Genomic DNA, 21794 nt, shown 5'->3' with positions numbered 1-21794 from the left:
CTCGGGCCCCACGGCACCGCCGGCCGGCCTCACCTGTCCGCGTCCAACCGCTCCAGATCCCCCTCGTCCTCTTCCTCGTCTTCCCCGAGGTCCACCTCGTCCAGCCCGTCGGCGTCCTCGTCGTCCCCCTCGTCGTCCTCCTCGTCGAACACCGCGCTGACGTCGAACCGGCACACCACCCGCTCCGGGTCCACCTCGTCGAACGGTGCCTCCAGCCACTCCCCCGGCTCGGCCGGGTCGTCCGCGGCGGTGACCCAGAGCGTGGAGTCGCCCTCCTCCAGGCCGAACTCCTTGTGCCGGGAGGCGATCTCGTCGGGTTCGAACTCGCCGAACAGGACGCCGAGCGCCCCGTGCACGGTGCTCGTGCCGTCCTCGTCCCTGCCGCCCAGGTCCTCGCGGTCCACCGCCTCGACCCGCTGGGCCTGCGCCAGCAGCCGCTGCGGTTCCACCACGGAGTAGTCGCGCCGGATCAGCACGCTGAGCGCGTTCGGCTCCTCGGGTCCGGCGTACGGCGGCAGCGAGTCGTCCGCACCGGGGATCTCGAAGGGCGTGACCTCGTCGTAGCGCTCGTACAGCAGCTCGTCGTACACCTCGGCGGCCGCGGCGAGCTGGTTGAACGCCTCGTAGACGGCCGGGTCGTCCTCCCCCGACCTGCGTTCGACCGCGGCCAGGTGGCGGTCGAGCGCGGTCTTGACCGCCTCGGCGGCGGCGCGTACCTCGGCAGCGGTGGGCTGCGCAGCATCAGACATAGTGCAGACGCTATCCGTACCGGGCCCCAGCCCGCACAATAGATGCGATGCCGGAATACGAATTTGTCGACGTGTACGTGCCGCGCGGGGTGTCCCGCAAGGATGCGACGCGTCTGCTGACGGACCATGCCGAGTACGGACACTGGGAGTTGGACCGACTGAGCCTGCTGCGCGACGGCAGCCGCAGGGTGCGGTTGCGCCGGCGCATCATCCGCCAGGTGCGGGCCACGTGGTGAGGCGACCCAACTGAACGGAGCGGGCCCCGCCGGGATGGCGGGCCCGCTCCGTGATCAGCGTGCCGGTACGGCGGCGTTCCGCGTCACGCCGCGGCCCTGGCCTTGCGGTACAACACCGCGCCGGCGAGCAGCGCACCCGCGCCGACCGGCAGCGCGAGACCCATCGGCACGTCGCTGCCGGTGTGCGCGAGCTGGGCGCCGCTCAGGGACTGGCCGGAATCGCCGCCCTGCTGCCGGACCTGCGTGGAGGTGTGCGGTGTGTGCCCGCTCGTGCTGGGCGGGGTGTTCGGCGTGCCCGGGTGTCCGGGCGTACCTGGATTCCCCGGCGTACCGGGGTGCCCGGGCTTGCCCGGCGTCCCCGGGTTCCCGGGATGCCCGGGGTGACCAGGCGTACCCGGGTGGCCCGGGTGGTCAGGCGGACACGGGTGCCCCGGGTGACCAGGGTGCCCCGGGTGCCCCGGTGTCCCCGGGTTGCCGTGGCCGCTGCCGCCGTTCGCGCAGTCGTTGCCGGTGACGGCGTTGCCCAGGCCGATCACGTTGACGCTGTTGCCGCACACGTTGACCGGCACGTCGACCGGTACCTGCACGGTGTTTCCAGAGCCGACGCCCGGCGAGCCGGCGGTGTGCCCGCCCGCGTGCGAGCCGCCGGAGCCGCGGTGGTGCCCTCCCCCGGAGGCCCCGCCGTGGTTGGCGCAGCTGTTGCCCATCGCCGGGTTCAGCAGACCGACGACGTTCACGGTGTTGCCGCAGACGTTGACCGGCACGTGCACCGGCGCCTGCACGGTGTTGCCGGACAGTACGCCGGGCGAGCCGGCTGCTGAGCCGGCCGCGCTCGCGTCGGCGTGCGCGTAGCCGCTCGCGGCGGCGATCACGCCGGTGGCGGCGGCCACGGTCATCAGGCCCTTGCGGGTGCCCTGTCGCATTCTCGAGTTCCCCCCTGCCTTGGATCCTGCTGTGCGTGCACCGCGGAGACGCGGAAAGCGGTCCGCGGGAAGAGACCGGCCGGCCCCGGAGCGCATGGCGCGCGCTCCGGGGCCGGCGGCACGTAAGAGACGACGCCCCTCGGGGAGTCGGCGTCAGTCGTTGACGCAGGTGTTGCCGAAGGCGGGGTTCAGGAGCCCGATCACGTTGACCGTGTTGCCGCAGACGTTCACGGGGACGTGAACCGGCACCTGGACGACGTTGCCGGAAAGGACACCCGGCGAGTGCACGGCGGCACCCTGGGCACCCGCGTCGGCGACGGCCAGGCCCGCACCGGCGAGAACCAGACCACCAGTGGCAGCCGCAGCAGCGACGACCTTCTTGATCATTATTCCTCCTAGTTGGCAATGCGACCCCAAGGTGCGGCGTCGCATCACCTGTAACGAGGAGGGAGTATTGGAGCTACGAGCTTATGGTCGCATTCACCCTTCTCAGTCGATCTCGTACGTGCGCCCGATTACCCGGGGGCAGGGCCTCACGACGCGTCGAGGAACCGGTCGAGCACCCGTACGCCGAACTTCAGGCCGTCCACCGGCACCCGCTCGTCGACGCCGTGGAACATCCCGGCGAAGTCCAGCTCGGGCGGCAGCTTCAGCGGGGCGAAGCCGAAGCCGCGGATGCCGAGGTCGTCGAAGGACTTGGCGTCGGTGCCGCCGGACAGCATGTAGGGGATCGCCTTGGCGGTGGGGTCCTCGGCGAGCAGCGCGGACTGCATGGCCGCGACGATCGGCCCGTCGAAGGTGGTCTCCAGGGCCTTGTCGTGGTGCACGTCCTCGCGCCGGACGTGCGGGCCGAGGAGCCGGTCGATGTCGGCCAGGAACTCCTCCTCGTGGCCGGGCAGAAACCGTCCGTCGATGTGCGCGGTGGCCTCGCCGGGGATGACGTTCACCTTGTAACCGGCGTTCAGCTGGGTGGGGTTGGCGGTGTTGCGCAGGGTCGCGCCGATGAGCTTGGCGATGCCGCCCAGCCGGGTGAGCGTCGTCTCCATGTCGTCGGGGTCCAGCTCGATGCCGAGGGCGTCGCCCAGTTCGTCGAGGAAGGCCCGGGTGGTCTTGGTGACCCGGACCGGGAACTCGTGCCGGCCGACCCGGGCGACCGCCTCGGACAGCTCGGTGATGGCGTTGTCCCGGTGGATCATGGAGCCGTGGCCGGCGGTCCCGGCCACGGTCAGCTTCATCCAGTGCATGCCCTTCTCGGCCGTCTGGATCATGTAGAGCCGGCGCTGCTCGCTGATGGTGAAGGAGAAGCCACCGACCTCGCTGATGCCCTCGGTGACGCCCTCGAACAGCTCGGGGTGGTGGTCGACCAGGTACCGGGCGCCATAGGTGCCGCCGGCCTCCTCGTCGGCGAGGAAGGCGACCACGACGTCCCGGGGCGGCCGGCGCCCGCTGCGCAGCCGGTCGCGGACGACGGCGAGGGTCATGGCGTCCATGTCCTTCATGTCGACGGCGCCGCGCCCCCACACGCACCCGTCGGTGACCTCGCCGGAGAAGGGGTGGTGGGTCCAGTCGCCGGCGTTGGCCGGTACGACGTCGAGGTGGCCGTGGATCAGCAGCGCGGGCCGGGACGGGTCCTCGCCGACGATGCGGGCCACGGTCGAGGCGCGTCCCGGGCGCGACTCGTAGATCTCGGGATCGAGCCCCACCTCGGCGAGCTTCTCGGCGACGTACTCGGCGGCCTTGCGTTCGCCGGGCCCGGAGTGGTCGCCGTAGTTGCTGGTGTCGATGCGGATCAGCTCGCGGCAGAGGTCGACGACCTCGTCCTCGCCGCTGACGCCCTTGGCCGTGTCCGTGTCGGTCACGCTGCTTCCTCCCGCTGTCACTGCCGGCCGCGCGGGGCCGGTGGTCCCCCTCATCCTCTCTCCGCCCGCCGCCGCTGCCCAGAACCGGTCCCGGCCCGTCACAGGCCCTTCGCGCCGGCGGGACGCGACGACGGGGTGTGATCGGCCCTCCCCGAAAGCCTGGTAATGTTTCCCTCGTCGCCGCGGGGGAAGCTCCGCACGACAGACACCTTGTCCGGGTGGCGGAATGGCAGACGCGCTAGCTTGAGGTGCTAGTGCCCTTTATCGGGCGTGGGGGTTCAAGTCCCCCCTCGGACACCAGTGAGGGCCCTCGCGGAAGCGGGGGCCCTCGTGCGTCCCGCCCGCATGCCCTCCCGGGCCCTCCCCCACAATGGGTGCCATGACCACGCGCACCCCCTGCCCCTGCGGATGGCCCGAGCCGTACGACGCCTGCTGCGGCCGTTTCCACGCGGGCGCGGCCGCGCCGAGCGCCGAGGCGCTGATGCGGTCGCGGTACTGCGCGTTCGTGAAGGGCGACGTGGGCTATCTGCTGCGCACCTGGCATCCGCGGACCCGGCCGGAGCGGCTGGAGCTGGACCCGCGGATGCGGTGGACGGGGCTGGAGGTGCTGGACAGCACCGACGGGTCTGCCTTCCACAGCACCGGGACCGTGACGTTCCGGGCCTCCTACCGGGGCGGTTCGCTGCACGAGCGGAGCCGGTTCGAGCGGGTGGCCGGGGCGTGGGTGTACGTCGACGGCGAGTTCCTCGACGCGTAGCCGCCCGCCCGGGGGTCAGGGCGCCAGGATGTCCAGTTCGTGGAGGGCGCCGACGGTGATCTGGCGGGTCAGTTCCTCGGCGCGGGCGGAGTCGCCGGCCCGGACCGCCTCGGCGACCTGGACGTGCAGGGTGACGGCGGCCGGGTCGGGGTCCTCGAACATGACCTCGTGGTGGGTGCGGCCGGCCAGGACCTCGGCGACGACGTCGCCGAGGCGGGCGAACATCTCGTTGCCGGAGGCGATGAGGACCACGCGGTGGAAGGCCATGTCGTGGACCAGGTACTCCTCCAGCCGGTGGCCGCGTGAGTTGGCCACCATGCCGAGCGCGCACGCGGTGAGTTCGGCGCACTGCTCGGAGGTGGCGTGCCGGGCGGCGAGGCCGGCGGCGACGGGTTCGACGGCCGAGCGGAGCACGGTGAGCGAGCGGAGCTGGTGCGGGCGGTCGGCGCCGGCCAGGCGCCAGCGGATGACCTGCGGGTCGTAGACGTTCCACTCGCACTTGGGGCGGACGGTCACGCCCACCCGGCGCCGGGACTCGACGAGGTGCATGGATTCGAGGACGCGGACCGCCTCGCGCATCACGGAGCGTGAGACCTCGAAACGCTGGGCGAGCTCGTCGGTGCGCAGGACGCTGCCCGGCGGGTACTCGCCCGCGGTGATCGCGGGGCCGAGGGAGTCGAGAACGTGGCCGTGCAGCCCCCGGCCCGGTGTGGTCATGCACTCAGCGTACGGCGTGGATCACGGAGCAATAAAGTCAGACTTATTCATCACAGGCTCTTGAATTAGTCGTACCTAATGGGCTTCAGTGTGCCCCGACGCCAGATGTCGGCGTCGGATGTCGAGGAAGACAGCGAGGCAGTGATGCGTACCCCCCACGTCGTCGTCGTGATGGGCGTCGCCGGAACGGGCAAGACCACGATCGGTCCCCTGCTCGCCGCCCGGCTGGGCGTCCCGTACGCCGAGGGCGACGACTTCCACCCGCAGGCCAACATCGACAAGATGTCGGCCGGCGTCCCGCTCGACGACGCCGACCGGTGGCCGTGGCTGGACGCCATCGGCGCCTGGGCGCACGGGCGGGCGGGACTCGGTGGGGTGGTCAGCAGTTCGGCGCTGAAGCGGGCGTACCGCGACCGGCTCCGCGCCGCCGCTCCCGGCGTGGTGTTCGTGCACCTGACGGGCGACCGGAAGCTCATCGAGGACCGGATGTCGCTGCGGCGGGGTCACTTCATGCCGACCGCGCTGCTGGACTCCCAGTTCGCCACGCTCCAGCCCCTCCAGGCGGACGAGGCGGGCGTGGCCGTGGACGTCGACGGCGGCCCCGAGGAGATCACCGAGCGTGCCGTCAGGGCGCTCGACGCGCTTCCCGACATCACCGAGTAGCACCCCGATCCCTGTCCCCGTACCCGCAAGGAATCCCCCGTGACCAGACTCAGCGTCGAGATGCTGGCAGCGGACGCGCCTCCGCCGATCACCTCCGCCGGCCACGCCCAGCTCGGCATCGCCGCGCTGGTGGGCATCGCCGTCATCGTCGTGCTCATCACCAAGTACAAGCTGCACGCCTTCCTGTCCCTGACCATCGGTTCGCTGGTGCTCGGCGCGGTCGCCGGCGCGCCGCTGGACAAGGCCATCACCAGCTTCACCACCGGGCTCGGCGGCACCGTCGCCGGCGTGGGTGTCCTGATCGCGCTCGGGGCGATCCTGGGCAAGCTCCTCGCCGACTCCGGCGGCGCCGACCAGATCGTCGACACGATCCTCGCGAAGGCCGGCGGCCGGGCGATGCCGTGGGCGATGGTGCTGATCGCCTCCGTGGTCGGTCTTCCGCTGTTCTTCGAGGTCGGCATCGTGCTGCTGATCCCGGTCGTGCTCATGGTCGCCAAGCGCGGCAACTACTCCCTGATGCGCATCGGCGTCCCGGCGCTGGCCGGTCTGTCCGTGATGCACGGCCTGATCCCGCCGCACCCCGGCCCGCTCGTCGCGATCGACGCGGTCAAGGCCAACCTGGGCGTGACGCTGGCGCTGGGCCTCCTGGTCGCGATACCCACGGTGATCATCGCCGGACCGCTGTTCTCGAAGGTCGCGGCCCGCTGGGTGGACGTGCCCGCGCCCGACCGCATGGTTCCGCAGCGGCCCTCGGAGGAGCTGGAGCGCCGTCCCGGCTTCGGCGCCACGCTGGCGACCGTGCTGCTGCCGGTGGTGCTGATGCTGGCCAAGGCGCTGGTGGACATCGTCGTCGACGACCCCGCGAACATGACGCAGCGCGTCTTCGACGTGGTCGGCTCCCCCCTGATCGCACTGCTCGCCGCCGTGATCGTCGGCATCTTCACGCTGGGCCGGCCCGCCGGGTTCAGCAAGGGCCGGATCCAGGAGACCGTCGAGAAGGGCCTGATGCCGATCGCCGGGATCCTGCTGATCGTGGGCGCGGGCGGCGGCTTCAAGCAGACCCTGATCGACTGCGGTGTCGGCCAGATGATCCTGGACATCTCCAAGGACTGGTCGATCCCGGCGCTGCTGCTTGCCTGGCTGGTCGCGGTGGTGATCCGGCTGGCGACCGGTTCGGCGACGGTGGCGACGGTCTCGGCCGCCGGTCTGCTCGCGCCGCTCGCCGCGGACATGTCCACCACGCACGCGGCCCTGCTGGTCCTCGCGATCGGCGCCGGCTCGCTGTTCTTCAGCCACGTCAACGACGCCGGCTTCTGGCTGGTGAAGGAGTACTTCGGGCTGAGCGTCGGGCAGACCATCAAGACCTGGTCGGTCATGGAGACGATCATCTCGGTGGTGGCCGGCGGTCTCGTCCTGCTCCTCTCGCTGATCATCTAGGGGTACGACCATGACGGCTCACCCGCTCTTCGACATCAGCGGCCGGACGGCCCTGGTGACCGGCTCCAGTCGCGGCATCGGACTGGCCCTGGCCCGGGGTCTGGCCGAGGCCGGCTGCACGGTGGTGCTCAACGGGCGCGATCCCGAACGGCTGGCGAAGGCCGCCGGGGACCTCCCCGGTGACGTCCGCACGGCGGTGTTCGACGTGACCGACGGCGCCTCGGTGGCCGCCGGGATCGCCGGTGTCGAGGAGCGGGGGGGTCCGCTCGACATCCTCGTCAACAACGCGGGCACGCAACTGCGGGCGCCGCTGCTGGAGTTCACCGACGGCGACTGGCACCGCATCCTGGACACCAACCTCACCGGCGCGTTCCTCGTCGGCCGCGAGGCAGCCCGCGGGATGACGGAGCGCGGCCACGGCAAGATCGTCAACGTCTGCTCGCTGCAGAGCGAGGTGGTGCGGCCGGGCATCGCGCCGTACGCGGCGGCCAAGGGCGCGCTGAAGATGCTCACCAAGGGCATGTGCGCGGACTGGGGGCCGTACGGCGTCCAGGTCAACGGGCTGGGGCCCGGCTACATCGAGACCGAGCTGACCGCCCCGCTGGTCGCGGACGAGGAGTTCAGCGCCTGGGTGCGGCGGCGCACCCCGGCGGGCCGCTGGGGTCGTACGGCGGACCTGGTGGGCGGACTGCTGTTCCTCGCCTCACCGGCGGCGGACTTCGTCGGCGGGCAGGTGCTGTACGTCGACGGCGGCATGACGAGCGTGCTGTGAAGGGGGCGGCGGGCGTGCCGGCCTGTGTCGCCCACGGGGCGGGCGATCTGCGGGTGGAGGAGCTGCCGGCTCCCCTGCCCGGACCCGGACAGGCGCTGGTGGCCGTGCGGTACGGCGGTGTGTGCGGGTCGGACCTGCACTACTGGCGGCACGGCGGCGTCGGCGACTTCCGGCTGCGCGAACCGATGGTCCTGGGCCACGAGGTGGTGGGCACGGTGGTCTCCTACGGCCGTGGCGCCACCGGTCCGGCGCCCGGTACGGCCGTCGCCGTGCACCCGGCCACCCCGTGCGGCCGCTGCCCGGAGTGCGCCGACGGACGGGCGAACGTCTGCCGGGACACCCGCTACCTCGGCAGCGCGTCCCGCTTCCCGCACGTCCAGGGCGGCTTCGCCGGGCAGGTGGTCGTGCCGGCGGGCCAGGTGAGGCCGCTGCCCGAGGGGCTCGGCCTGCGGCGGGCCGCGCTGGCCGAGCCCCTGGCGGTGGCGCTGCACTCGGTGCGGCGCGCCGGGGACGTGGCCGGGAGGCATGTGCTGGTGACCGGGGCCGGGCCGATCGGCTGCCTGGTCGTCGCGGCGGCGCGGGCGGCGGGCGCGGGCCGGGTCACGGTGACGGACCTCCTGCCCGAGGCGCTCGGCTACGCGGCGGTCGCCGGGGCGGACACGCTCGTCCGGGCCGACGGTCCGGCGGACGCGGGATGGCCGGCGGAGGTCGACGTGGCGGTCGAGGCGTCCGGGGCCGCGGCCGGGCTGGACACGTGTCTACGGCTCGTACGGCGCGGGGGTGTGGTCGTGCAGCTCGGGATGCTGCCGCCCGGGCGGTCACCGTTCCCCGGGAACCTGGTGGTGAGCCGGGAGATCGAGCTGCGCGGGGCGTTCCGCTTCGACTCCGAGTTCGAGGAGGCGTTGGCGCTGCTGGCGGCGCGGGGCGAGTTCGACGGGCTGATCAGCGCGGTGGTTCCGGTGCGGGAGGCCGAGGGGGCGTTCGCGCTGGCCGCTGACCGGGGGCGGGCTTGCAAGGTGTTGCTGGAGTTCGGGGGTGGGTGAGGTGAGTTGGGCACCGCCGGGCACCGCCGTTTCGGCTGAGCACCGTCGCGGCGGATTCACCGGACCGGTGGGAGGGGCAGCGCCGCTGGGGCGTGGAGCGGGCTGCCGTCACGGGCGCCAGAGTCGGTGTTCTCGGCGGGCCCATTCCCTGGTGACCTTACCCGTGCGGAGGCCTCGGCGGGCTTCCGGGTCGCCCAGGGCCATGCCGATGTGGCCGGCCAGGACCACGCCGATCGTGAGGGCCAGCCAGTCGTGCACGAAGGTGGCGGAGGTACGCCACATCAGGGGGGTGAGGTGGGTGAACCACATCATCAGGCCCGTGCCGAGCATGACGAGGGTGGCGCCGGCGATCCAGGCGGCGTAGATCTTCTGGCCGGCGTTGAACTTGCCCGCCGGGCGGGAGCTGTGCCGCCGGTCGCGCAGCAGGGCGGCCCGCAGCCACAGGCGGTCGTGCGGGCCGAACCGGTTGAGGAAGCGCAGGTCGGCGCGGAAGGCGCGGGAGGCGAGGCCGAGCAGCACCGGCACCGGCAGGGCGACACCGGCGCACTCGTGGATGCGGACGACCAGTTCCCGGCGGCCGACGAGGACGGCGAGCTGCGGGATGTAGAGGCAGGCCGCGGTGATCACGCAGACGCCCATGAGCGCGGCCGTCGTCCGGTGCACCCACCGCTCGGCCCGGCTGAAGCGCTGGACGCGGGCGCTCGGCGGGGCCGGTGTGTCAGCTCGTAGGGTCATCGCTGCGTCCGTTCGAGCGGCCGACCCAGGCGTCGACGTCGTAGCCGAGGTGCTCCCAGTAGCCGGGCCGGACGTGGTCGGTGACGGTGATGCCGGAGAGCCATTTGGCGCTTTTGTAGAAGTACATGGGGGCGACGTAGAGGCGGACGGGGCCGCCGTGGTCGTGGCCGATGTCCTTGTCCTGCATGCGCAGGGCGACGAGGACGTCGGGGCGGCGGGCCTGGTCGAGGGTGAGGCTTTCGCTGTAGGTGCCGTCGAAGCAGGTGAAGCGGATCGCCTTGCCGGCGGACCGGACGCCGGACGCGTCGAGCAGGTCGGAGAGCCGTACGCCCTCGAAGGGGGTGCCCGGGACCCGCCAGCCGGTGACGCACTGGACGTCCTTGACGAGCCGGGTCTGGGGCAGGCCGCGCAGGTCGGCGAGGGTGTAGGTGCGCGGGTGGTCGACGAGTCCGTCGACGGTGAGCCGGTAGTCGTTCGGGCCCTTGTTCGGGACGGACGCGGCGACGGAGTAGTAGCGGAAGCCGCCGCCGTTGGGCAGCAGCCCGGTCAGGCCCGTGGGGTCCTTGCCGGAGACGCTGCCGAGGAAGCCCTCCAGGCCGCGTTGCAGGGCGGGCGCGGCGGCGACCCCGAGGGCGCCCAGTCCGAGGGTGCCGAGGAAGACGCGGCGGCCGATGGGCCTGCCGTGCGCGTCGGACGACCTGCCGTGCGCGTCGGACGGCTCGGACGCCTCGGTTCGTTCAGGGTTCACGTATTCATTCGAGCACTTGTGGCCCTCGGGGGGCCAGGGCATGGGCGCGGCGGTCAGGATTCCGTAATCACTTGCCGGGGCCGGGCCGGGGCGGGCCGCCCGCCGAGGACGTGGGCGCGGGCGGTGCGGAAGGCGGTCCAGGGGTCGCGGTGCGGGTAGGACCAGGGGACGGCTGTGGCGTGCCGGCCGATGCGCTGGAAGAGGACCGCCGCCTCGGCCGAGCGGCCGGCGCGGTGCATGGCGAAGGCGAGGTGGTTGAGGTCGATGTGGCGGCGGGGGTGGTCGTCGTGCTCCCACTCCAGCCACCAGGCGAAGGCGGCGTTCAGCACCCGGCGGGCCCGGGGGCCCGACCAGTGTCCGGCGACGACCGGGCCGACGGCCGCCGGGCCGGAGGGAGCCAGGCCGGTGGAAGGGTGGGCGGGGGCCTGACCGGTGGCGGCCGGATCGGCGGGGAGCAGACCTGTGGCGGCCGGATGGGCGGGCAGCAGGCCGGTGGCGGCCGGATCGGCGGGGAGCAGACCTGTGGCGGCCGGATCCGTGGGCAGCAGGCCGGTGGCGGCCGGATGGGCGGGCAGCAGGCCGGTGGCGGCCGGATCGGCGGGGAGCAGACCTGTGGCGGCCGGATCCGTGGGCAGCAGGTCGGTGGCGGCTGGATGGGCGGGGAGCAGGCCGGTGGCCGTCAGCACCCGGTAGCGCTCGGCGTACGCGACCACGGGCAGGACGGCCAGCGGGGAGTCGGCCGGGGCCTCGGCGGCGGCCAGCTCGGCGAGGTCGTACACCTCGTGGGACTCGGGCCCGGATCCCGGCCGCTCGGCTATGCGGGCGATCAGCAGGTGGTGGGCGTGGTGGTGCTCCGGGTGGCGGCCGTGGACCTCGGCGAAGAGCCGCAGTACCTCGCGCTCGGATCCGAGGGTGCGTGCGAGGAGCAGCAGGCCGAGCCAGGGCGTCGGGTCGGCGGGGGCGAGGGCGGCCGCGGCGTGGCAGGCCTCCATGGCGGTGCCGGGCTCCTCCCTGCCGCGCAGGGCGCGCTGGACGAGGGCCAGGGCGAGCAGTGCGGCGGCGTCGGCGGAGTCCGGTTCGGCGAGCTGCCAGTCGCGGGCCCAGGAGGCGGCGTACGGCTCGCGGGCGAGGACGGTGAGCCGGTGGGCCCGGCGGTCCCAGTCGTCGCCGGTGTGCAGCAGCAGGGAGCGGGCGGCCTGCCGGCGGCCCTGCGCCAGCGCGGCGCGGGCGCCCCGGAGCTGGGTGTCGTCGAGGGCGTCGTCGACGGCGCACGGGCCGTCCGGGGCGGTGCCGTCGGCCGGGGGGACGGTGTGTGCACGCCGGTCCGTGGGGGCCCTGCTGGGGCCGAGCAGAGGCGGGAGTGGAGGCACCGCGGACTTCCTGTTTCTCGGGCTGCCATCATCCGATCACGGACAGCAAACCCGCCGCCCGCGGTATGCGTCAAGCGGAACGGGTTGATTCCGGCTTCAAATGCCTTTGCGGGAGCGGAACTTGAAGCCGGACGAGTGAGGTGCGCCCGGGGGAATTGGTCCGGTTTGTGTGGCGTACGCCATAGCGCCGAGCGGGGCGGCGGCGCAGCATGGCCGCACGGTCCCGCCGCCGCCTCGCACCGACCCGGTCGATCGGACATCGTGACCGAGTGAATCGCCCGGTTACGGGTACTCCTGGGGCAATGCCGTTCTGGGAGCGCTACAGTCGGCCACGACGCACCCGTGGTCCGGCCGGATGATCGAGGTACGCGCGTGTCCGTTCTGGTTCTCCTTTTCGCCGTGAGTGCCGCCTGCTGCCTGGGTTTCGGATTCGTCCTCCAGCAGAACGCCGCCGAGAAGGCGCCGCTCGGTGACTTCCTGTCCTTCCGGCTGCTGCTCGACCTGGTGCGGGTGCCGCGCTGGCTGGGCGGCCTCGGACTGATGGTGGGCGGCATGGTGCTGGGCGCGCTGGCGCTCGCGCAGGGTGAGATCTCGCTGGTCGAACCGCTGCTCGCGACCAATCTGCTGTTCGCCCTCGCCCTGTCCCGCCACCAGACGAAGCAGTCGATCGGCCGGCAGGGCTGGGCGGGGCTGGCGCTGCTCGCGGGCGGGGTGAGCGCGTTCATCGTGGCCGGGCAGCCGCGCGGCGGCGGCACCGAGGCGGACCCGCTGCGGCACTGGCTGATCGTGGGCGCGGTGGTCGGCACGGCACTGGTGCTCACGACGTACGGCAAGCGGTCCCGGCTCAGCTGGGGTCCGGTGCTGCTGTCGGTGGCCGCCGGTCTGCTGTTCGGCGTGCAGGACGCGATGACCCGGGTGAGCGGCACGCTGTTCGCGCGGGGCGGCTTCGAGGAGTTGTTCACCGGCTGGCAGCCGTACGCGCTGGTGGCGTGCGCCGTCGTCGGCCTGATACTGGTGCAGAGCGCCTTCGAGACGGCCCCGCTGCGGATGTCACTCCCCGCGCTGACGGCCGCGGAGCCGCTCGCCGGCATCCTGTGCGGCGTGGGCTTCCTCGGCGACCGGCTGCACACCGACACCGGGGCCCTGGCCTGGGAGGCCGCGGGGCTGGCCGGGATCGTCCTGGGCATCGTGCTGCTGGGGCTGCACCCGGCGCTGCCGTGCGGCGCGACGGTGAAGGCGAAGGCCGCGAAGGCGGGCGGCACCGCCGAGCCGGCCCAGATCTTCCAGGGACCCTGACCTCCGAGCCTCGGGCGCGGGCCCTGCTTGGATGGCGGCCCTGCTTGGATGAGGGCATGAATCCTGCTGACGAGATCCTCGACGTCGTCGACGAGCACGACCGGGTCGTCGGGCAGTACCCGCGCGGCGAGGTCTACGCCCGGGGACTGCGCCACCGCTGCGTGTTCATCCAGGCCCGGGACGCCTCCGGCCGGCTCTTCGTGCACCGCCGTACGCCGGTCAAGCTGGTGTTCCCCTCGCTGTACGACATGTTCGTCGGCGGGGTCGTCGGCGCGGGCGAGACCTACGACGAGGCGGCGCTGCGGGAGGCGGAGGAGGAGCTGGGCGTGAGCGGCCTGCCCCGGCCGGAGTTCCTCTTCAAGTTCCTCTACGACGACGGGGCCGGGAAGAGCTGGTGGTCGGCGGTGTACGAGGTCCGCTGCGAGCTGCCGGTGCACCCCCAGGCGGAGGAGGTCCAGTGGCACGACTTCCTTCCCGACGAGGAGGTGGAGCGCCGGCTCGGCGTGTGGGAGTGGGTGCCGGACGGCATGGCGGCCTACGAGCGGCTGAAGGCGTACCGGGCCGCTCGGTGACGCCCGGGTAAGGTCGTGCGCGTGATCGAGTTCGTGCGCAACGTCCGGCTCTGGTTCGCGCCGGAGCACATCCGTGAGGAGGGCGGGACGCCCGACTACCGGTTCTCCCTGGCCAACGAGCGCACCTTCCTGGCCTGGCTGCGGACGGCGCTCGCACTGATCGGCGGGGGGTTCGCGGTCGACCAGTTCCTGCCGGACCTGCGCTGGGGCTGGCGGGTCGGGCTGGCGCTCGCGCTGCTCGGCGCGGGCGTGCTGTGCTCGCTGCGCGCGCTGAACCACTGGGTGCGGTGCGAGCGGGCCATGCGGCGCGGCGAGGACCTGCCGGCGTCCCGCTTCCCGACCCTGCTGAGTCTGGTCATCGCGGTGGTGGCGGTGGCGATGGTCGTGGTGGTGCTGGTCGGATGGGCGGGGTGAGGAGCCCGGCGCCCGACCGGGATCCGGGGCTTCAGCCGGAGCGGACGCGGCTGGCGTGGCGCCGTACGACGCTGTCAGCGGCGGTCGCCGCGGTGCTCGCCGTCAAGGCGGCGCTCCATGGTGGGGCCTCGGCCACCGGTGTCGCCGTGTGCGCGGTGTGCTGTGCGGTATGGCTGTGCTTCGTGTGGGTGGCGCACGGGCGGATCCGTGGACTCGCGTCCGGCGCCCGGCCCCCCATGCTGCGTGCGCGGTACGCCGGGGCGGCGGTGCTGTGCCCGGTGGCACTGGCGGTGTGCGCGGCGGTGCTGGTGCTGTAGGGCGGGGGCACGTGCGTCAACTGCGGGCCGTCGGGGGCTGATCGCGCAGTTCCCCGCGCCCCATACGGGCACCACCGGTACGTTGACCAGCGCCCCGCCGCCGTGGCCTGTCGCGCAGTTCCCCGCGCCCCTTACGGGCACCACCGGTACGTTGACCAGCGCGGCGCCATCGTGGCTTGACGCGCCGTTCCCCGCGCCCCTTCGGGGCGCGCCCGACTGTACTGGGTTGCCCAGACCGCGCGCCCTGTCGCGCAAAGTCCGACGGAAGCGCCCCCGTAAGGGGCGCGGGGAACTGCGCGGCCAGCCCGCGCCGGGCCGCGGGCGGCACTCAGCCTTCGGACGGGGGCACCGTCACCACGATCTTGCCGCGGGTGCGGCCCTCCTCGTTCAGGCGGTGGGCCTCCGCCGCTCGCGCGAGAGGGAATGTCTCCTGGACGTGGACGGTCACCGCCCCCCGCTCGGCCAGTTCGGTCAGTGCGGCCAGGTCATCCGCGTCCGGGCGGACGAAAACGTACCGGCCGCCGTAACTCACGACCTCGGGATCGGCGATGGAGGCCAGGCGGCCCTCCGGCGTGAGCAGACCGGCCGACGCCCGAAGCATGTCGCCGCCGATGGTGTCGAACGCCGCGTCCACGCCCTCGGGGGCGAGCCCCCGTACCCGTTCGGCCAGCCCCTCCCCGTACGTAACCGGTTCACCCCCGCACCCGCGGACGAAGTCGTGGTTGCGTTCGCTCGCCGTGCCGATCACGCGGGCGCCGAGATGCGCGGCGATCTGGACGGCGAGCGAGCCGACCCCGCCGGCCGCCGCGTGCACCAGCACGGTCTCGCCGCGCTTGACCTCCAGCGCCTTGACCAGCACCTGATAGGCGGTGAGTCCGACCAACGGCAGCCCGGCGGCCTCCTCGTGGGAGAGGTTGCGCGGCTTGCGGGCCAGCGTGCGCACGGGCGCGGCGACGTATTCGGCGAAGGTCCCCCGGGAGAGGAAGTCCTCGCGGACGTAGCCGATCACCTCGTCGCCGGCGGAGAACTCGGTGACCGAGACGCCGGGCCGGACGACCACGCCGCTGACGTCCCAGCCGGGGATCACCGGGAACACGGTGTCCAGCATGCCGTCCATATGGCCCTCGCGGCACTTCCAGTCGACCGGGTTGACGGCGGCCGCGCGGACCTCGATCAGTACGGCGTCGGGGCCGACCTTCGGGTCACGGACGTCCGCGTACTCCAGCACGTCGGGTCCGCCGTACCGGCTGTAGGTGATGGCCTTCATGCCCACGACCCTCCGGGGTACTCGTGCGCCACGCAACCGGGATGCCCCGGTACGCACGTTTCGCGTGGCAGCCTGTCCGTCGTCAGAGGACCCTCACGTACCCCCGAAGGTGAGCACCATGACCGCCCTTCACCAGGAACACGCCTCGCACGGCACGCACACGCACGGGCCGGACTGCGGGCACACGGCCGTGCACCACGGCGACCACCTCGACTACGTGCACGACGGTCATCTGCACCGGGAGCACGAGGGTCACTGGGACGAGTGCGAACCGTCCGGACACACCACGCACGAGGCCCACCCGCACGAGCACCACGACGAGTGCGGGCACGCGCGCGTGCAGCACGGCGACCACGTGGACTACCTGCACGACGGGCACCGGCACGCCGAGCACGGCGACCACTGGGACGAGCACTGAGATCAGCGCTGGGCGCAGCGCTGATCTCCCGGGGCCGGACTAGGGTGGCTCCGGTCACGTTCCTCACACCTACTGGACGACATACCGACCGGTCGGCATCATAAGTCGGGTCAGGTTCACCCGTTCGTAGGAGTGCCGTATGAGCGCCGATCACCCGCCCGGACTCGATCTCGACCGGCTGCGCGGTCTGCTGGACCGGGAGCGGCCCGGTCTGGTCACCGGCACGCTGACCGGCCGGCTGATCGAGGGCGGGCGGTCGAACCTCACCTACCAGGTCTCCGACGGCACCACCAAGTGGGTCGTACGACGGCCTCCGCTCGGGCACGTCCTGGCCACCGCGCACGACATGCGGCGCGAGCACCGGGTGATCAGCGCACTGCACCCGACGAAGGTGCCGGTGCCGCGCCCGGTGCTGCTGTGCGAGGACGAGGAGGTGCTCGGGGCGCCGTTCTACGTCATGGAGTTCGTCGAGGGCACCCCGTACCGCACCGCGGACCAGCTCGCCCCGCTCGGCCCGGAGCGCACCCGCGGCGCGGTGCTGTCGCTGGTGGACACGCTGGTCGACCTGCACGCCGTGGACCCCGCCGAGGTGGGCCTCGCGGACTTCGGGCGGCCGGAGGGCTTCCTGGACCGGCAGCTGCGCCGCTGGGGCAAGCAGCTGGACGCCTCCCGCAACCGCGACCTGCCCGGCATCGACGAGCTGCACGCGTCCCTCGGACGCGGCCTGCCCGTCTCCCCCGCCCCGGCGGTCGTGCACGGCGACTACCGGCTGGACAACGTCCTGATCGGCCCGGACGACGAGATCAGGGCGATCCTGGACTGGGAGATGTCCACGCTCGGCGACCCGCTGACCGACCTCGGGCTGCTGGTGATGTACAGCCGGTCGCTCGGCATGCCGGACTCCCCCGTCTCCACCACCGCCGAGGCTCCCGGGCACCCCGACCCGGCCGAGCTGATCGAGCGGTACGCGGCGCGCTCGGGCCGCGACGTCTCGGCCGTCTCCTGGTACACGGCGTTCGCGTGGTTCAAGCTCGCCGTGATCCTGGAGGGCATCCACTACCGGTACACGCTGGGCCAGACGGTGGGCCGCGGCTTCGACCGCATCGGCGACCTCGTACCCGTCTTCATCGACCACGGACTGACCACGCTGCAGGAAGGCGAGAGCTGACATGGACTTCGCGTTCGACGCGCGTACCGAGGAACTGCGCGCCAGGCTGCTCGCCTTCATGGAGGAGTACGTCCACCCCGCCGAGGCGGTCGCCGAGGAGCAGCGGGCCGCGCTGGCCTCGCCGTGGGACACCCCGGCCGTGGTGGAGGAGCTGAAGGCCGAGGCGCGCAGGCAGGGCCTGTGGAACCTGTTCCTGCCGGACGCCGAGTACGGCGCCGGGCTGACGAACCTGCAGTACGCGCCGCTCGCCGAGATCACCGGCCGGTCCCCGCAGCTCGCGCCGACGGCGACGAACTGCGCCGCGCCCGACACCGGGAACATGGAGGTGCTGGCGCAGTTCGGCAGCGACCGGCAGAAGAAGCAGTGGCTGGAGCCGCTGCTGGCGGGTGAGATCCGCTCGGCGTTCGCGATGACGGAGCCGGAGGTGGCCTCCTCGGACGCCACCAACATCACCACGCTCATCGAGCGGGACGGCGACGAGTACGTCATCACGGGCCGCAAGTGGTACATCTCCGGGGCGATGGACCCGAACTGCAAGATCTTCATCGTGATGGGCAAGACGGACCCGGACGGTCCCGACATCCGCCGCCAGCAGTCGATGGTGCTGGTCCCGCGGGACACCCCCGGCGTCACGGTGAAGCGGGCGATGCGGGTGTTCGGCTACGAGGACCACTACCACGGGGGTCACGCCGAGGTGGTCTTCGACCACGCGCGCGTGCCCGTGTCGAACCTGGTCGGCGAGGAGGGCGGCGGCTTCGCCATCGCCCAGGCGCGGCTCGGCCCGGGGCGGATCCACCACTGCATGCGGCTGATCGGCATGGCCGAGCGGGCGATCGAGCTGATGTGCCGGCGGGCGGTGTCCCGTACGGCGTTCGGCAAGGCGCTGGCCCAGCAGGGCGTGGTGCAGAACTGGATCGCCGACGCGCGCGTGACGGTGGAGCAGCTGCGGCTGCTGGTGCTGAAGACGGCCTGGCTGATGGACACCGTCGGCAACCGGGGCGCGCACACGGAGATCCAGGCCATCAAGATCGCCACTCCACGCGCGGTGGTGGACATCCTGGACCGGGCGATCCAGCTGCACGGCGCGGGCGGTGTCAGCCAGGACTTCCCGCTGGCCGAGCTGTACGCGGGGGCGCGCACCCTGATGCTCGCGGACGGCCCGGACGAGGTGCACCAGCGCTCGCTGGCCCGCCGGGAGCTGAAGAAGTACCTGTAGAGAAGCACGCGTAAGGGGCGGCCACTCTGGGTGGCCGCCCCTTACGCGTCGCGGTGCGCCACGGCCGCCGTGTGCTACGGACGCCGGGCGCTACGGCCGCAGGGCGCGCAGCAGGAGGTCGGCGAGGTGGTCGGCGACCTCCTGGGGGGTGAGCGGTCCGTCGGGGCGGTACCAGGTCGACAGGTGGTGGACCGAACCGAAGTGGTAGTCGACGACCAGGTCGGCCGGGGTGGCGGTGGAGAACACGCCCTCGCGCTGGCCCTCCTCGATGAGCGCGCGGAAGCGTTCGTGGTAGCGGCGGCGTTCCGCGCGCACCTGCTTGTTCTTCTCGGGGCTCAGGTGGTGCATGGACCGGAAGAAGATCATCGCGTCGTCGAGGTTCTCGATCGTGGTGACGACGACGTCCGCCGCGGCGCCGCGCAGCCGCTTCTCGATGGGCTCGTCGGCGCCTGCGTACGCGTCGAGCCGTTCCTGCTGGACGCGCAGCACGCGCGCGTACACCTCGTGCAGGAGGTCGTCCTTGGAGCCGAAGTAGTGGTAGAGCGCGCCCTTGGTGACGCCGGCCGCCTCGACGATCTCCTGCACGGACGTGCGGTCGTAGCCCTGCTCCGCGAAGAGCCGGGTGGCGGCGGCCAGCAGCCGCTGCGGGACCGGGGTCCCGTCTCCGTCCGTGGTCCTGGGCACTGCCGCCACCTGCCTTCCGTGTCGCTGCTGGTTCACTGATGGTCGTCCCCGCCGGGAACGCGGTTCCCGAGGGAGGATCTTCCCACTGACCGTCCCGGTCCCGTCGGGCAGGATCTCCGCCCGAGGGTCTCACGGGAACCGCTCAGCCCGTCACCGCGCGGCCTCCCACTTCTGCTGGACGTGGTTCATGCCCGTCAGCCAGCGGTCCGGGTCGCCGGCCCGCGCCCGGTAGTAGTCGGCGACCTCGGGGTGCGGCAGGATCAGGAAGCGGCCCTCCCCGATCCCCCGGAACAGGGCGTCGGCGACGGCGTCCGGCTCGATGGCGGTCGGCTGGAGCACCAGGTCGCCGGCGCTGCCGGTGGCGGCGAGCATGTCGGTGCGCACGCCCTGCGGGCAGATCGCGTGCACCTTCAGACCCCGGTGGCGGTAGGTCAGGGACAGCCACTCGGCGAAGGCGTACGCGCCGTGCTTGGTCACGCTGTAGGGGGCCGCGCCGATCATGGTGAGCAGGCCGGCGGCGGAGACGGTGGAGACGAACCGGCCGCTGCCGCGTTCCAGCCAGTCCGGCAGGAGCTGCTCGGCGGCGCGGACGTGGGCCATGACGTTGACGTCCCAGGCGCTCGCCCAGACGGCCTCGCCGGCCGCCTCGGAACCGGCGGAGCCGAGGCCGGCGTTGGCGCAGTAGACGTCCACCCGGCCGCCGAGGGCGTCGCGCGCCTCCCCGACGACCGCGGAGGCGTCGCCGGGGACGGCGATACCGCCGATCTCCGCGGCCACGGCCGCGGCCTTCCCGCCGTCCAGGTCGTTCACCACGACCCTGGCTCCTTCGGCGGCGAACCGCCGGGCCAGCGCGGCCCCGATCCCGCCACCGGCCCCGGTGACCACCACTCCCGCATCCTGCACGGCTTCCACCATCGTCTCCTTCGGCACGTGTGCGCGGCGCGCCCGGTCCGGCGAAGCCGGCCGAACCCGACCAGACTAACCAGTCGGTATGTCGCTGGGAAAGGGCCGCCCGCGCCGCGCGAACAGCAACGGCGAGGAGTATGGCCAAGCTTGTCCGGCGGCGGGACGATGCGAACCGGAACGCACCGTTTCCGGGGCACGAGGGAGCCTGTCATGGCGGATCCTGGGATGAGCGTGACTCCCTACTGGGAGCTGACCTTCGACGCGGACGGGGACGTGGACGGCCCCGAACGCGACCGGCTGCTGGATCAGGCCCGCGGCCACGGCGTCCGCGACCTGATCGTCTTCGCACACGGCTGGAACAACGACCGCTCGGGCGCCACCTCCCTGTACCGCCGCTTCTTCGCCCCGATCCCGGGGCTCGCGCCGAAGGCCCGGATCGGGTACGTCGGCGTGATCTGGCCGTCGATGCGGTTCTGCGACGAGCCGATCCCGGACTTCCCCCGCTCCGCCGTGGCCCAGGAGGCCGGGGCCGCGCCGCGGCCGGTGCTCGACAAGGACACCCTGCGCGCGCTCCGGGAGACGTTCCCGGCCCGGACCACGGTGGTGGACCAGCTAGCCCGCATGCTGGACGTCCATCCGGCCGGCACCGAGGGGCTGGCGGAGTTCGGCGGGCTGGTCCGGCTGCTGGTCGGGGCGGAACACCGGCAGGCCGGGACCGACACCGGCGAGGAGGGCGAACCCGGCCTGCTGTCCGGGGACACGGTGGCCGTCTGCGAGGCCCTCGCCGAGGCGCTGGCCTCGCTGGAGTCGCCCGGGACGCCCGCCGGGTTCAGCCTGCCGAACCCGTGGGACGGCGCCAAGGAACTGCTGCGGCAGGCGACGTACTACGAGATGAAGCGGCGGGCAGGCACGGTGGGCAGCCGGGGGCTCGGGCCGGCGCTCGGGCGGCTGGCCACGGCGGCGCCCGCGGTGCGGGTGCACCTCGTCGGACACAGCTTCGGCGGGCGCCTGGTGTCGTACGCGCTCGACGGGCTGCCCTCGGGGGTGCGCACGGTGAAGTCCGTGACGCTGCTCCAGGGGGCCTTCTCGCACTACACGTTCGCGGCCCGGCTGCCGCAGGACCCGCACGGGTCGGGTGCGCTCAAGGACCGGCAGAAGCGCGTCGACGGGCCGCTGGTGTGCTGCTACTCGCACTTCGACTCGTCCCTCGGGACCTTCTACCCGCTGGCCTCGGCCTGCGCGGGCGAGGACCGGTCGGCCGCCGGCTTCTCGCTCGGGCACGCGCTGGGCCCCCGGTGGGGGGCCATGGGGCACGACGGAGTGCAGGCGGTGCCGGGCACCGCCGCCCTGGACCTGGCCGGGGCGCTGCGGGGCCCGCTGCCGCGCTCGGGCTGTGTGAACGTCGACGCGGCGGCGGTCGTCCGCCGCGGCGGGCCGCCCAGCGGGGCGCACAGCGACATCGTGCACCCCGAACTCGCCCGGCTGGTGCTGGCGGCGGGCCGTATCGCGTGACCCGCCGCCGGCACC

At 72.9% G+C, this 21794-nt stretch carries 25 protein-coding genes and 1 tRNA gene; 15 read left to right on the top strand and 11 right to left on the bottom strand.

Annotated features, from left to right (window positions below; genetic code table 11):
- Nucleotides 1-29: 29 nt before the first annotated feature.
- On the bottom strand, nt 30-749 hold the full coding sequence (locus tag DBP14_RS28705) for a hypothetical protein (protein WP_129309994.1): 720 nt from the start codon (nt 747-749) through the stop codon (nt 30-32).
- A gap of 47 nt (nt 750-796) precedes the next feature.
- Between DBP14_RS28705 and DBP14_RS28700 the strand changes: the two genes are divergently transcribed.
- Nucleotides 797-985 (top strand): DUF5703 family protein, encoded by a 189-nt coding sequence (locus tag DBP14_RS28700; protein ID WP_005485166.1) that lies wholly within the window; start codon nt 797-799, stop codon nt 983-985.
- An 83-nt stretch (nt 986-1068) separates the two neighbouring features.
- Here the strand turns inward: DBP14_RS28700 and DBP14_RS28695 are convergent, their stop codons facing one another.
- The 3 genes from DBP14_RS28695 to DBP14_RS28685 all read right to left on the bottom strand — a co-directional run bounded on the left by DBP14_RS28695 (nt 1069) and on the right by DBP14_RS28685 (nt 3767).
- On the bottom strand, nt 1069-1908 hold the full coding sequence (locus DBP14_RS28695) for a chaplin family protein (protein WP_129309993.1): 840 nt from the start codon (nt 1906-1908) through the stop codon (nt 1069-1071).
- Between the two features lie 153 nt (nt 1909-2061).
- A complete protein-coding gene (gene chpH / locus DBP14_RS28690; RefSeq protein ID WP_129309992.1) occupies nt 2062-2295 on the bottom strand; it encodes a chaplin ChpH in 234 nt (77 codons plus the stop codon).
- A gap of 146 nt (nt 2296-2441) precedes the next feature.
- Complete coding sequence (locus DBP14_RS28685; protein ID WP_129309991.1) at nt 2442-3767, bottom strand: M20/M25/M40 family metallo-hydrolase; 1326 nt, start codon at nt 3765-3767, stop codon at nt 2442-2444.
- A 212-nt stretch (nt 3768-3979) separates the two neighbouring features.
- On the opposite strand from DBP14_RS28685, the gene DBP14_RS28680 reads away from it, so the two are divergent.
- Nucleotides 3980-4067, top strand: a tRNA-Leu gene (locus DBP14_RS28680).
- A 79-nt stretch (nt 4068-4146) separates the two neighbouring features.
- Complete coding sequence (locus tag DBP14_RS28675; RefSeq protein ID WP_129309990.1) at nt 4147-4524, top strand: YchJ family metal-binding protein; 378 nt, start codon at nt 4147-4149, stop codon at nt 4522-4524.
- A 15-nt stretch (nt 4525-4539) separates the two neighbouring features.
- Here DBP14_RS28675 and DBP14_RS28670 read toward each other — a convergent pair whose 3' ends face one another.
- Nucleotides 4540-5241 (bottom strand): FadR/GntR family transcriptional regulator, encoded by a 702-nt coding sequence (locus tag DBP14_RS28670; RefSeq protein ID WP_129309989.1) that lies wholly within the window; start codon nt 5239-5241, stop codon nt 4540-4542.
- A gap of 144 nt (nt 5242-5385) precedes the next feature.
- Here DBP14_RS28670 and DBP14_RS28665 point away from each other — a divergent pair, with 144 nt between their 5' ends.
- The 4 genes from DBP14_RS28665 to DBP14_RS28650 are packed head-to-tail and all read left to right on the top strand — an operon-like array spanning nt 5386 to nt 9156.
- The gene (locus DBP14_RS28665) at nt 5386-5904 is read left to right on the top strand and encodes a gluconokinase (protein WP_129309988.1); all 519 of its coding nucleotides are present in this window, start codon (nt 5386-5388) and stop codon (nt 5902-5904) included.
- A 39-nt stretch (nt 5905-5943) separates the two neighbouring features.
- Nucleotides 5944-7341 (top strand): gluconate:H+ symporter, encoded by a 1398-nt coding sequence (locus DBP14_RS28660; protein ID WP_129309987.1) that lies wholly within the window; start codon nt 5944-5946, stop codon nt 7339-7341.
- A 10-nt stretch (nt 7342-7351) separates the two neighbouring features.
- The gene (locus DBP14_RS28655; protein ID WP_129309986.1) at nt 7352-8113 is read left to right on the top strand and encodes an SDR family oxidoreductase; all 762 of its coding nucleotides are present in this window, start codon (nt 7352-7354) and stop codon (nt 8111-8113) included.
- A 14-nt stretch (nt 8114-8127) separates the two neighbouring features.
- Nucleotides 8128-9156 (top strand): L-idonate 5-dehydrogenase, encoded by a 1029-nt coding sequence (locus DBP14_RS28650; RefSeq protein WP_129309985.1) that lies wholly within the window; start codon nt 8128-8130, stop codon nt 9154-9156.
- Nucleotides 9157-9264: 108 nt separating this feature from the next.
- Here the strand turns inward: DBP14_RS28650 and DBP14_RS28645 are convergent, their stop codons facing one another.
- The 3 genes from DBP14_RS28645 to DBP14_RS37040 are packed head-to-tail and all read right to left on the bottom strand — an operon-like array spanning nt 9265 to nt 12009.
- Nucleotides 9265-9891 (bottom strand): cytochrome b/b6 domain-containing protein, encoded by a 627-nt coding sequence (locus DBP14_RS28645; protein WP_129309984.1) that lies wholly within the window; start codon nt 9889-9891, stop codon nt 9265-9267.
- Entirely contained in the window at nt 9875-10639 is a 765-nt protein-coding gene (locus tag DBP14_RS28640) for a molybdopterin-dependent oxidoreductase (protein ID WP_241741059.1), read from the bottom strand. The genes DBP14_RS28645 and DBP14_RS28640 overlap by 17 nt, the downstream gene beginning before the upstream one ends.
- Before the next feature lie 53 nt (nt 10640-10692).
- Complete coding sequence (locus DBP14_RS37040) at nt 10693-12009, bottom strand: hypothetical protein (RefSeq protein ID WP_241741058.1); 1317 nt, start codon at nt 12007-12009, stop codon at nt 10693-10695.
- Nucleotides 12010-12381: 372 nt separating this feature from the next.
- On the opposite strand from DBP14_RS37040, the gene DBP14_RS28625 reads away from it, so the two are divergent.
- The 4 genes from DBP14_RS28625 to DBP14_RS28610 are packed head-to-tail and all read left to right on the top strand — an operon-like array spanning nt 12382 to nt 14608.
- Nucleotides 12382-13305 carry a DMT family transporter gene (locus DBP14_RS28625; RefSeq protein ID WP_206739373.1) on the top strand — a complete coding sequence of 308 codons (924 nt, stop codon included), beginning with the start codon at nt 12382-12384 and terminating at the stop codon, nt 13303-13305.
- A 56-nt stretch (nt 13306-13361) separates the two neighbouring features.
- On the top strand, nt 13362-13877 hold the full coding sequence (locus DBP14_RS28620) for an NUDIX domain-containing protein (protein ID WP_129309982.1): 516 nt from the start codon (nt 13362-13364) through the stop codon (nt 13875-13877).
- Between the two features lie 21 nt (nt 13878-13898).
- Complete coding sequence (locus DBP14_RS28615) at nt 13899-14291, top strand: DUF202 domain-containing protein (protein WP_129309981.1); 393 nt, start codon at nt 13899-13901, stop codon at nt 14289-14291.
- Complete coding sequence (locus tag DBP14_RS28610; protein ID WP_241741057.1) at nt 14288-14608, top strand: DUF202 domain-containing protein; 321 nt, start codon at nt 14288-14290, stop codon at nt 14606-14608. Before DBP14_RS28615 ends, DBP14_RS28610 begins: the two co-directional genes overlap by 4 nt.
- 328 nt (nt 14609-14936) lie before the next feature.
- On the opposite strand, the gene DBP14_RS28605 is transcribed toward DBP14_RS28610, so the two are convergent.
- Entirely contained in the window at nt 14937-15875 is a 939-nt protein-coding gene (locus tag DBP14_RS28605; RefSeq protein ID WP_129309979.1) for an NADP-dependent oxidoreductase, read from the bottom strand.
- Nucleotides 15876-15993: 118 nt separating this feature from the next.
- On the opposite strand from DBP14_RS28605, the gene DBP14_RS28600 reads away from it, so the two are divergent.
- From DBP14_RS28600 to DBP14_RS28590, 3 genes are all read left to right on the top strand, one after another.
- Nucleotides 15994-16293, top strand: a complete 300-nt coding sequence (locus DBP14_RS28600; protein WP_129309978.1) for a hypothetical protein — start codon at nt 15994-15996, stop codon at nt 16291-16293.
- 139 nt (nt 16294-16432) lie between these two features.
- Nucleotides 16433-17461 (top strand): phosphotransferase family protein, encoded by a 1029-nt coding sequence (locus DBP14_RS28595; protein ID WP_129309977.1) that lies wholly within the window; start codon nt 16433-16435, stop codon nt 17459-17461.
- Between the two features lies 1 nt (nt 17462).
- A complete protein-coding gene (locus tag DBP14_RS28590; protein WP_129309976.1) occupies nt 17463-18677 on the top strand; it encodes an acyl-CoA dehydrogenase family protein in 1215 nt (404 codons plus the stop codon).
- Nucleotides 18678-18767: 90 nt separating this feature from the next.
- Here the strand turns inward: DBP14_RS28590 and DBP14_RS28585 are convergent, their stop codons facing one another.
- Both DBP14_RS28585 and DBP14_RS28580 read right to left on the bottom strand, forming a co-directional pair.
- Entirely contained in the window at nt 18768-19361 is a 594-nt protein-coding gene (locus DBP14_RS28585; RefSeq protein ID WP_129309975.1) for a TetR/AcrR family transcriptional regulator, read from the bottom strand.
- A 150-nt stretch (nt 19362-19511) separates the two neighbouring features.
- The gene (locus tag DBP14_RS28580; RefSeq protein ID WP_129309974.1) at nt 19512-20276 is read right to left on the bottom strand and encodes an SDR family oxidoreductase; all 765 of its coding nucleotides are present in this window, start codon (nt 20274-20276) and stop codon (nt 19512-19514) included.
- A 201-nt stretch (nt 20277-20477) separates the two neighbouring features.
- Here DBP14_RS28580 and DBP14_RS28575 point away from each other — a divergent pair, with 201 nt between their 5' ends.
- Nucleotides 20478-21779, top strand: coding sequence for a serine-threonine protein kinase (locus DBP14_RS28575; RefSeq protein ID WP_164992424.1), 1302 nt, complete (start codon nt 20478-20480; stop codon nt 21777-21779).
- Nucleotides 21780-21794 lie beyond the last annotated feature (15 nt).

The organism is Streptomyces sp. L2, from assembly GCF_004124325.1.
Lineage (GTDB): Bacteria > Actinomycetota > Actinomycetes > Streptomycetales > Streptomycetaceae > Streptomyces.
The sequence above is the reverse complement of the archived record's forward strand: the minus strand, read 5'-3'. Positions and strand labels throughout refer to the sequence as shown.

Bases quoted from the DNA above. Each gene is read 5' to 3' on its own strand.
- DBP14_RS28705 (WP_129309994.1), bottom strand. From the start codon at position 749: ATGTCTGATGCTGCGCAGCCCACCGCTGCCGAGGTACGCGCCGCCGCC.
- DBP14_RS28700 (WP_005485166.1), top strand. From the start codon at position 797: ATGCCGGAATACGAATTTGTCGACGTGTACGTGCCGCGCGGGGTGTCC.
- DBP14_RS28695 (WP_129309993.1), bottom strand. From the start codon at position 1,908: ATGCGACAGGGCACCCGCAAGGGCCTGATGACCGTGGCCGCCGCCACC.
- chpH (WP_129309992.1), bottom strand. From the start codon at position 2,295: ATGATCAAGAAGGTCGTCGCTGCTGCGGCTGCCACTGGTGGTCTGGTT.
- DBP14_RS28675 (WP_129309990.1), top strand. From the start codon at position 4,147: ATGACCACGCGCACCCCCTGCCCCTGCGGATGGCCCGAGCCGTACGAC.
- DBP14_RS28670 (WP_129309989.1), bottom strand. From the start codon at position 5,241: ATGACCACACCGGGCCGGGGGCTGCACGGCCACGTTCTCGACTCCCTC.
- DBP14_RS28665 (WP_129309988.1), top strand. From the start codon at position 5,386: ATGCGTACCCCCCACGTCGTCGTCGTGATGGGCGTCGCCGGAACGGGC.
- DBP14_RS28655 (WP_129309986.1), top strand. From the start codon at position 7,352: ATGACGGCTCACCCGCTCTTCGACATCAGCGGCCGGACGGCCCTGGTG.
- DBP14_RS28645 (WP_129309984.1), bottom strand. From the start codon at position 9,891: ATGACCCTACGAGCTGACACACCGGCCCCGCCGAGCGCCCGCGTCCAG.
- DBP14_RS28620 (WP_129309982.1), top strand. From the start codon at position 13,362: ATGAATCCTGCTGACGAGATCCTCGACGTCGTCGACGAGCACGACCGG.
- DBP14_RS28605 (WP_129309979.1), bottom strand. From the start codon at position 15,875: ATGAAGGCCATCACCTACAGCCGGTACGGCGGACCCGACGTGCTGGAG.
- DBP14_RS28600 (WP_129309978.1), top strand. From the start codon at position 15,994: ATGACCGCCCTTCACCAGGAACACGCCTCGCACGGCACGCACACGCAC.
- DBP14_RS28595 (WP_129309977.1), top strand. From the start codon at position 16,433: ATGAGCGCCGATCACCCGCCCGGACTCGATCTCGACCGGCTGCGCGGT.
- DBP14_RS28590 (WP_129309976.1), top strand. From the start codon at position 17,463: ATGGACTTCGCGTTCGACGCGCGTACCGAGGAACTGCGCGCCAGGCTG.
- DBP14_RS28580 (WP_129309974.1), bottom strand. From the start codon at position 20,276: ATGGTGGAAGCCGTGCAGGATGCGGGAGTGGTGGTCACCGGGGCCGGT.
- DBP14_RS28575 (WP_164992424.1), top strand. From the start codon at position 20,478: ATGGCGGATCCTGGGATGAGCGTGACTCCCTACTGGGAGCTGACCTTC.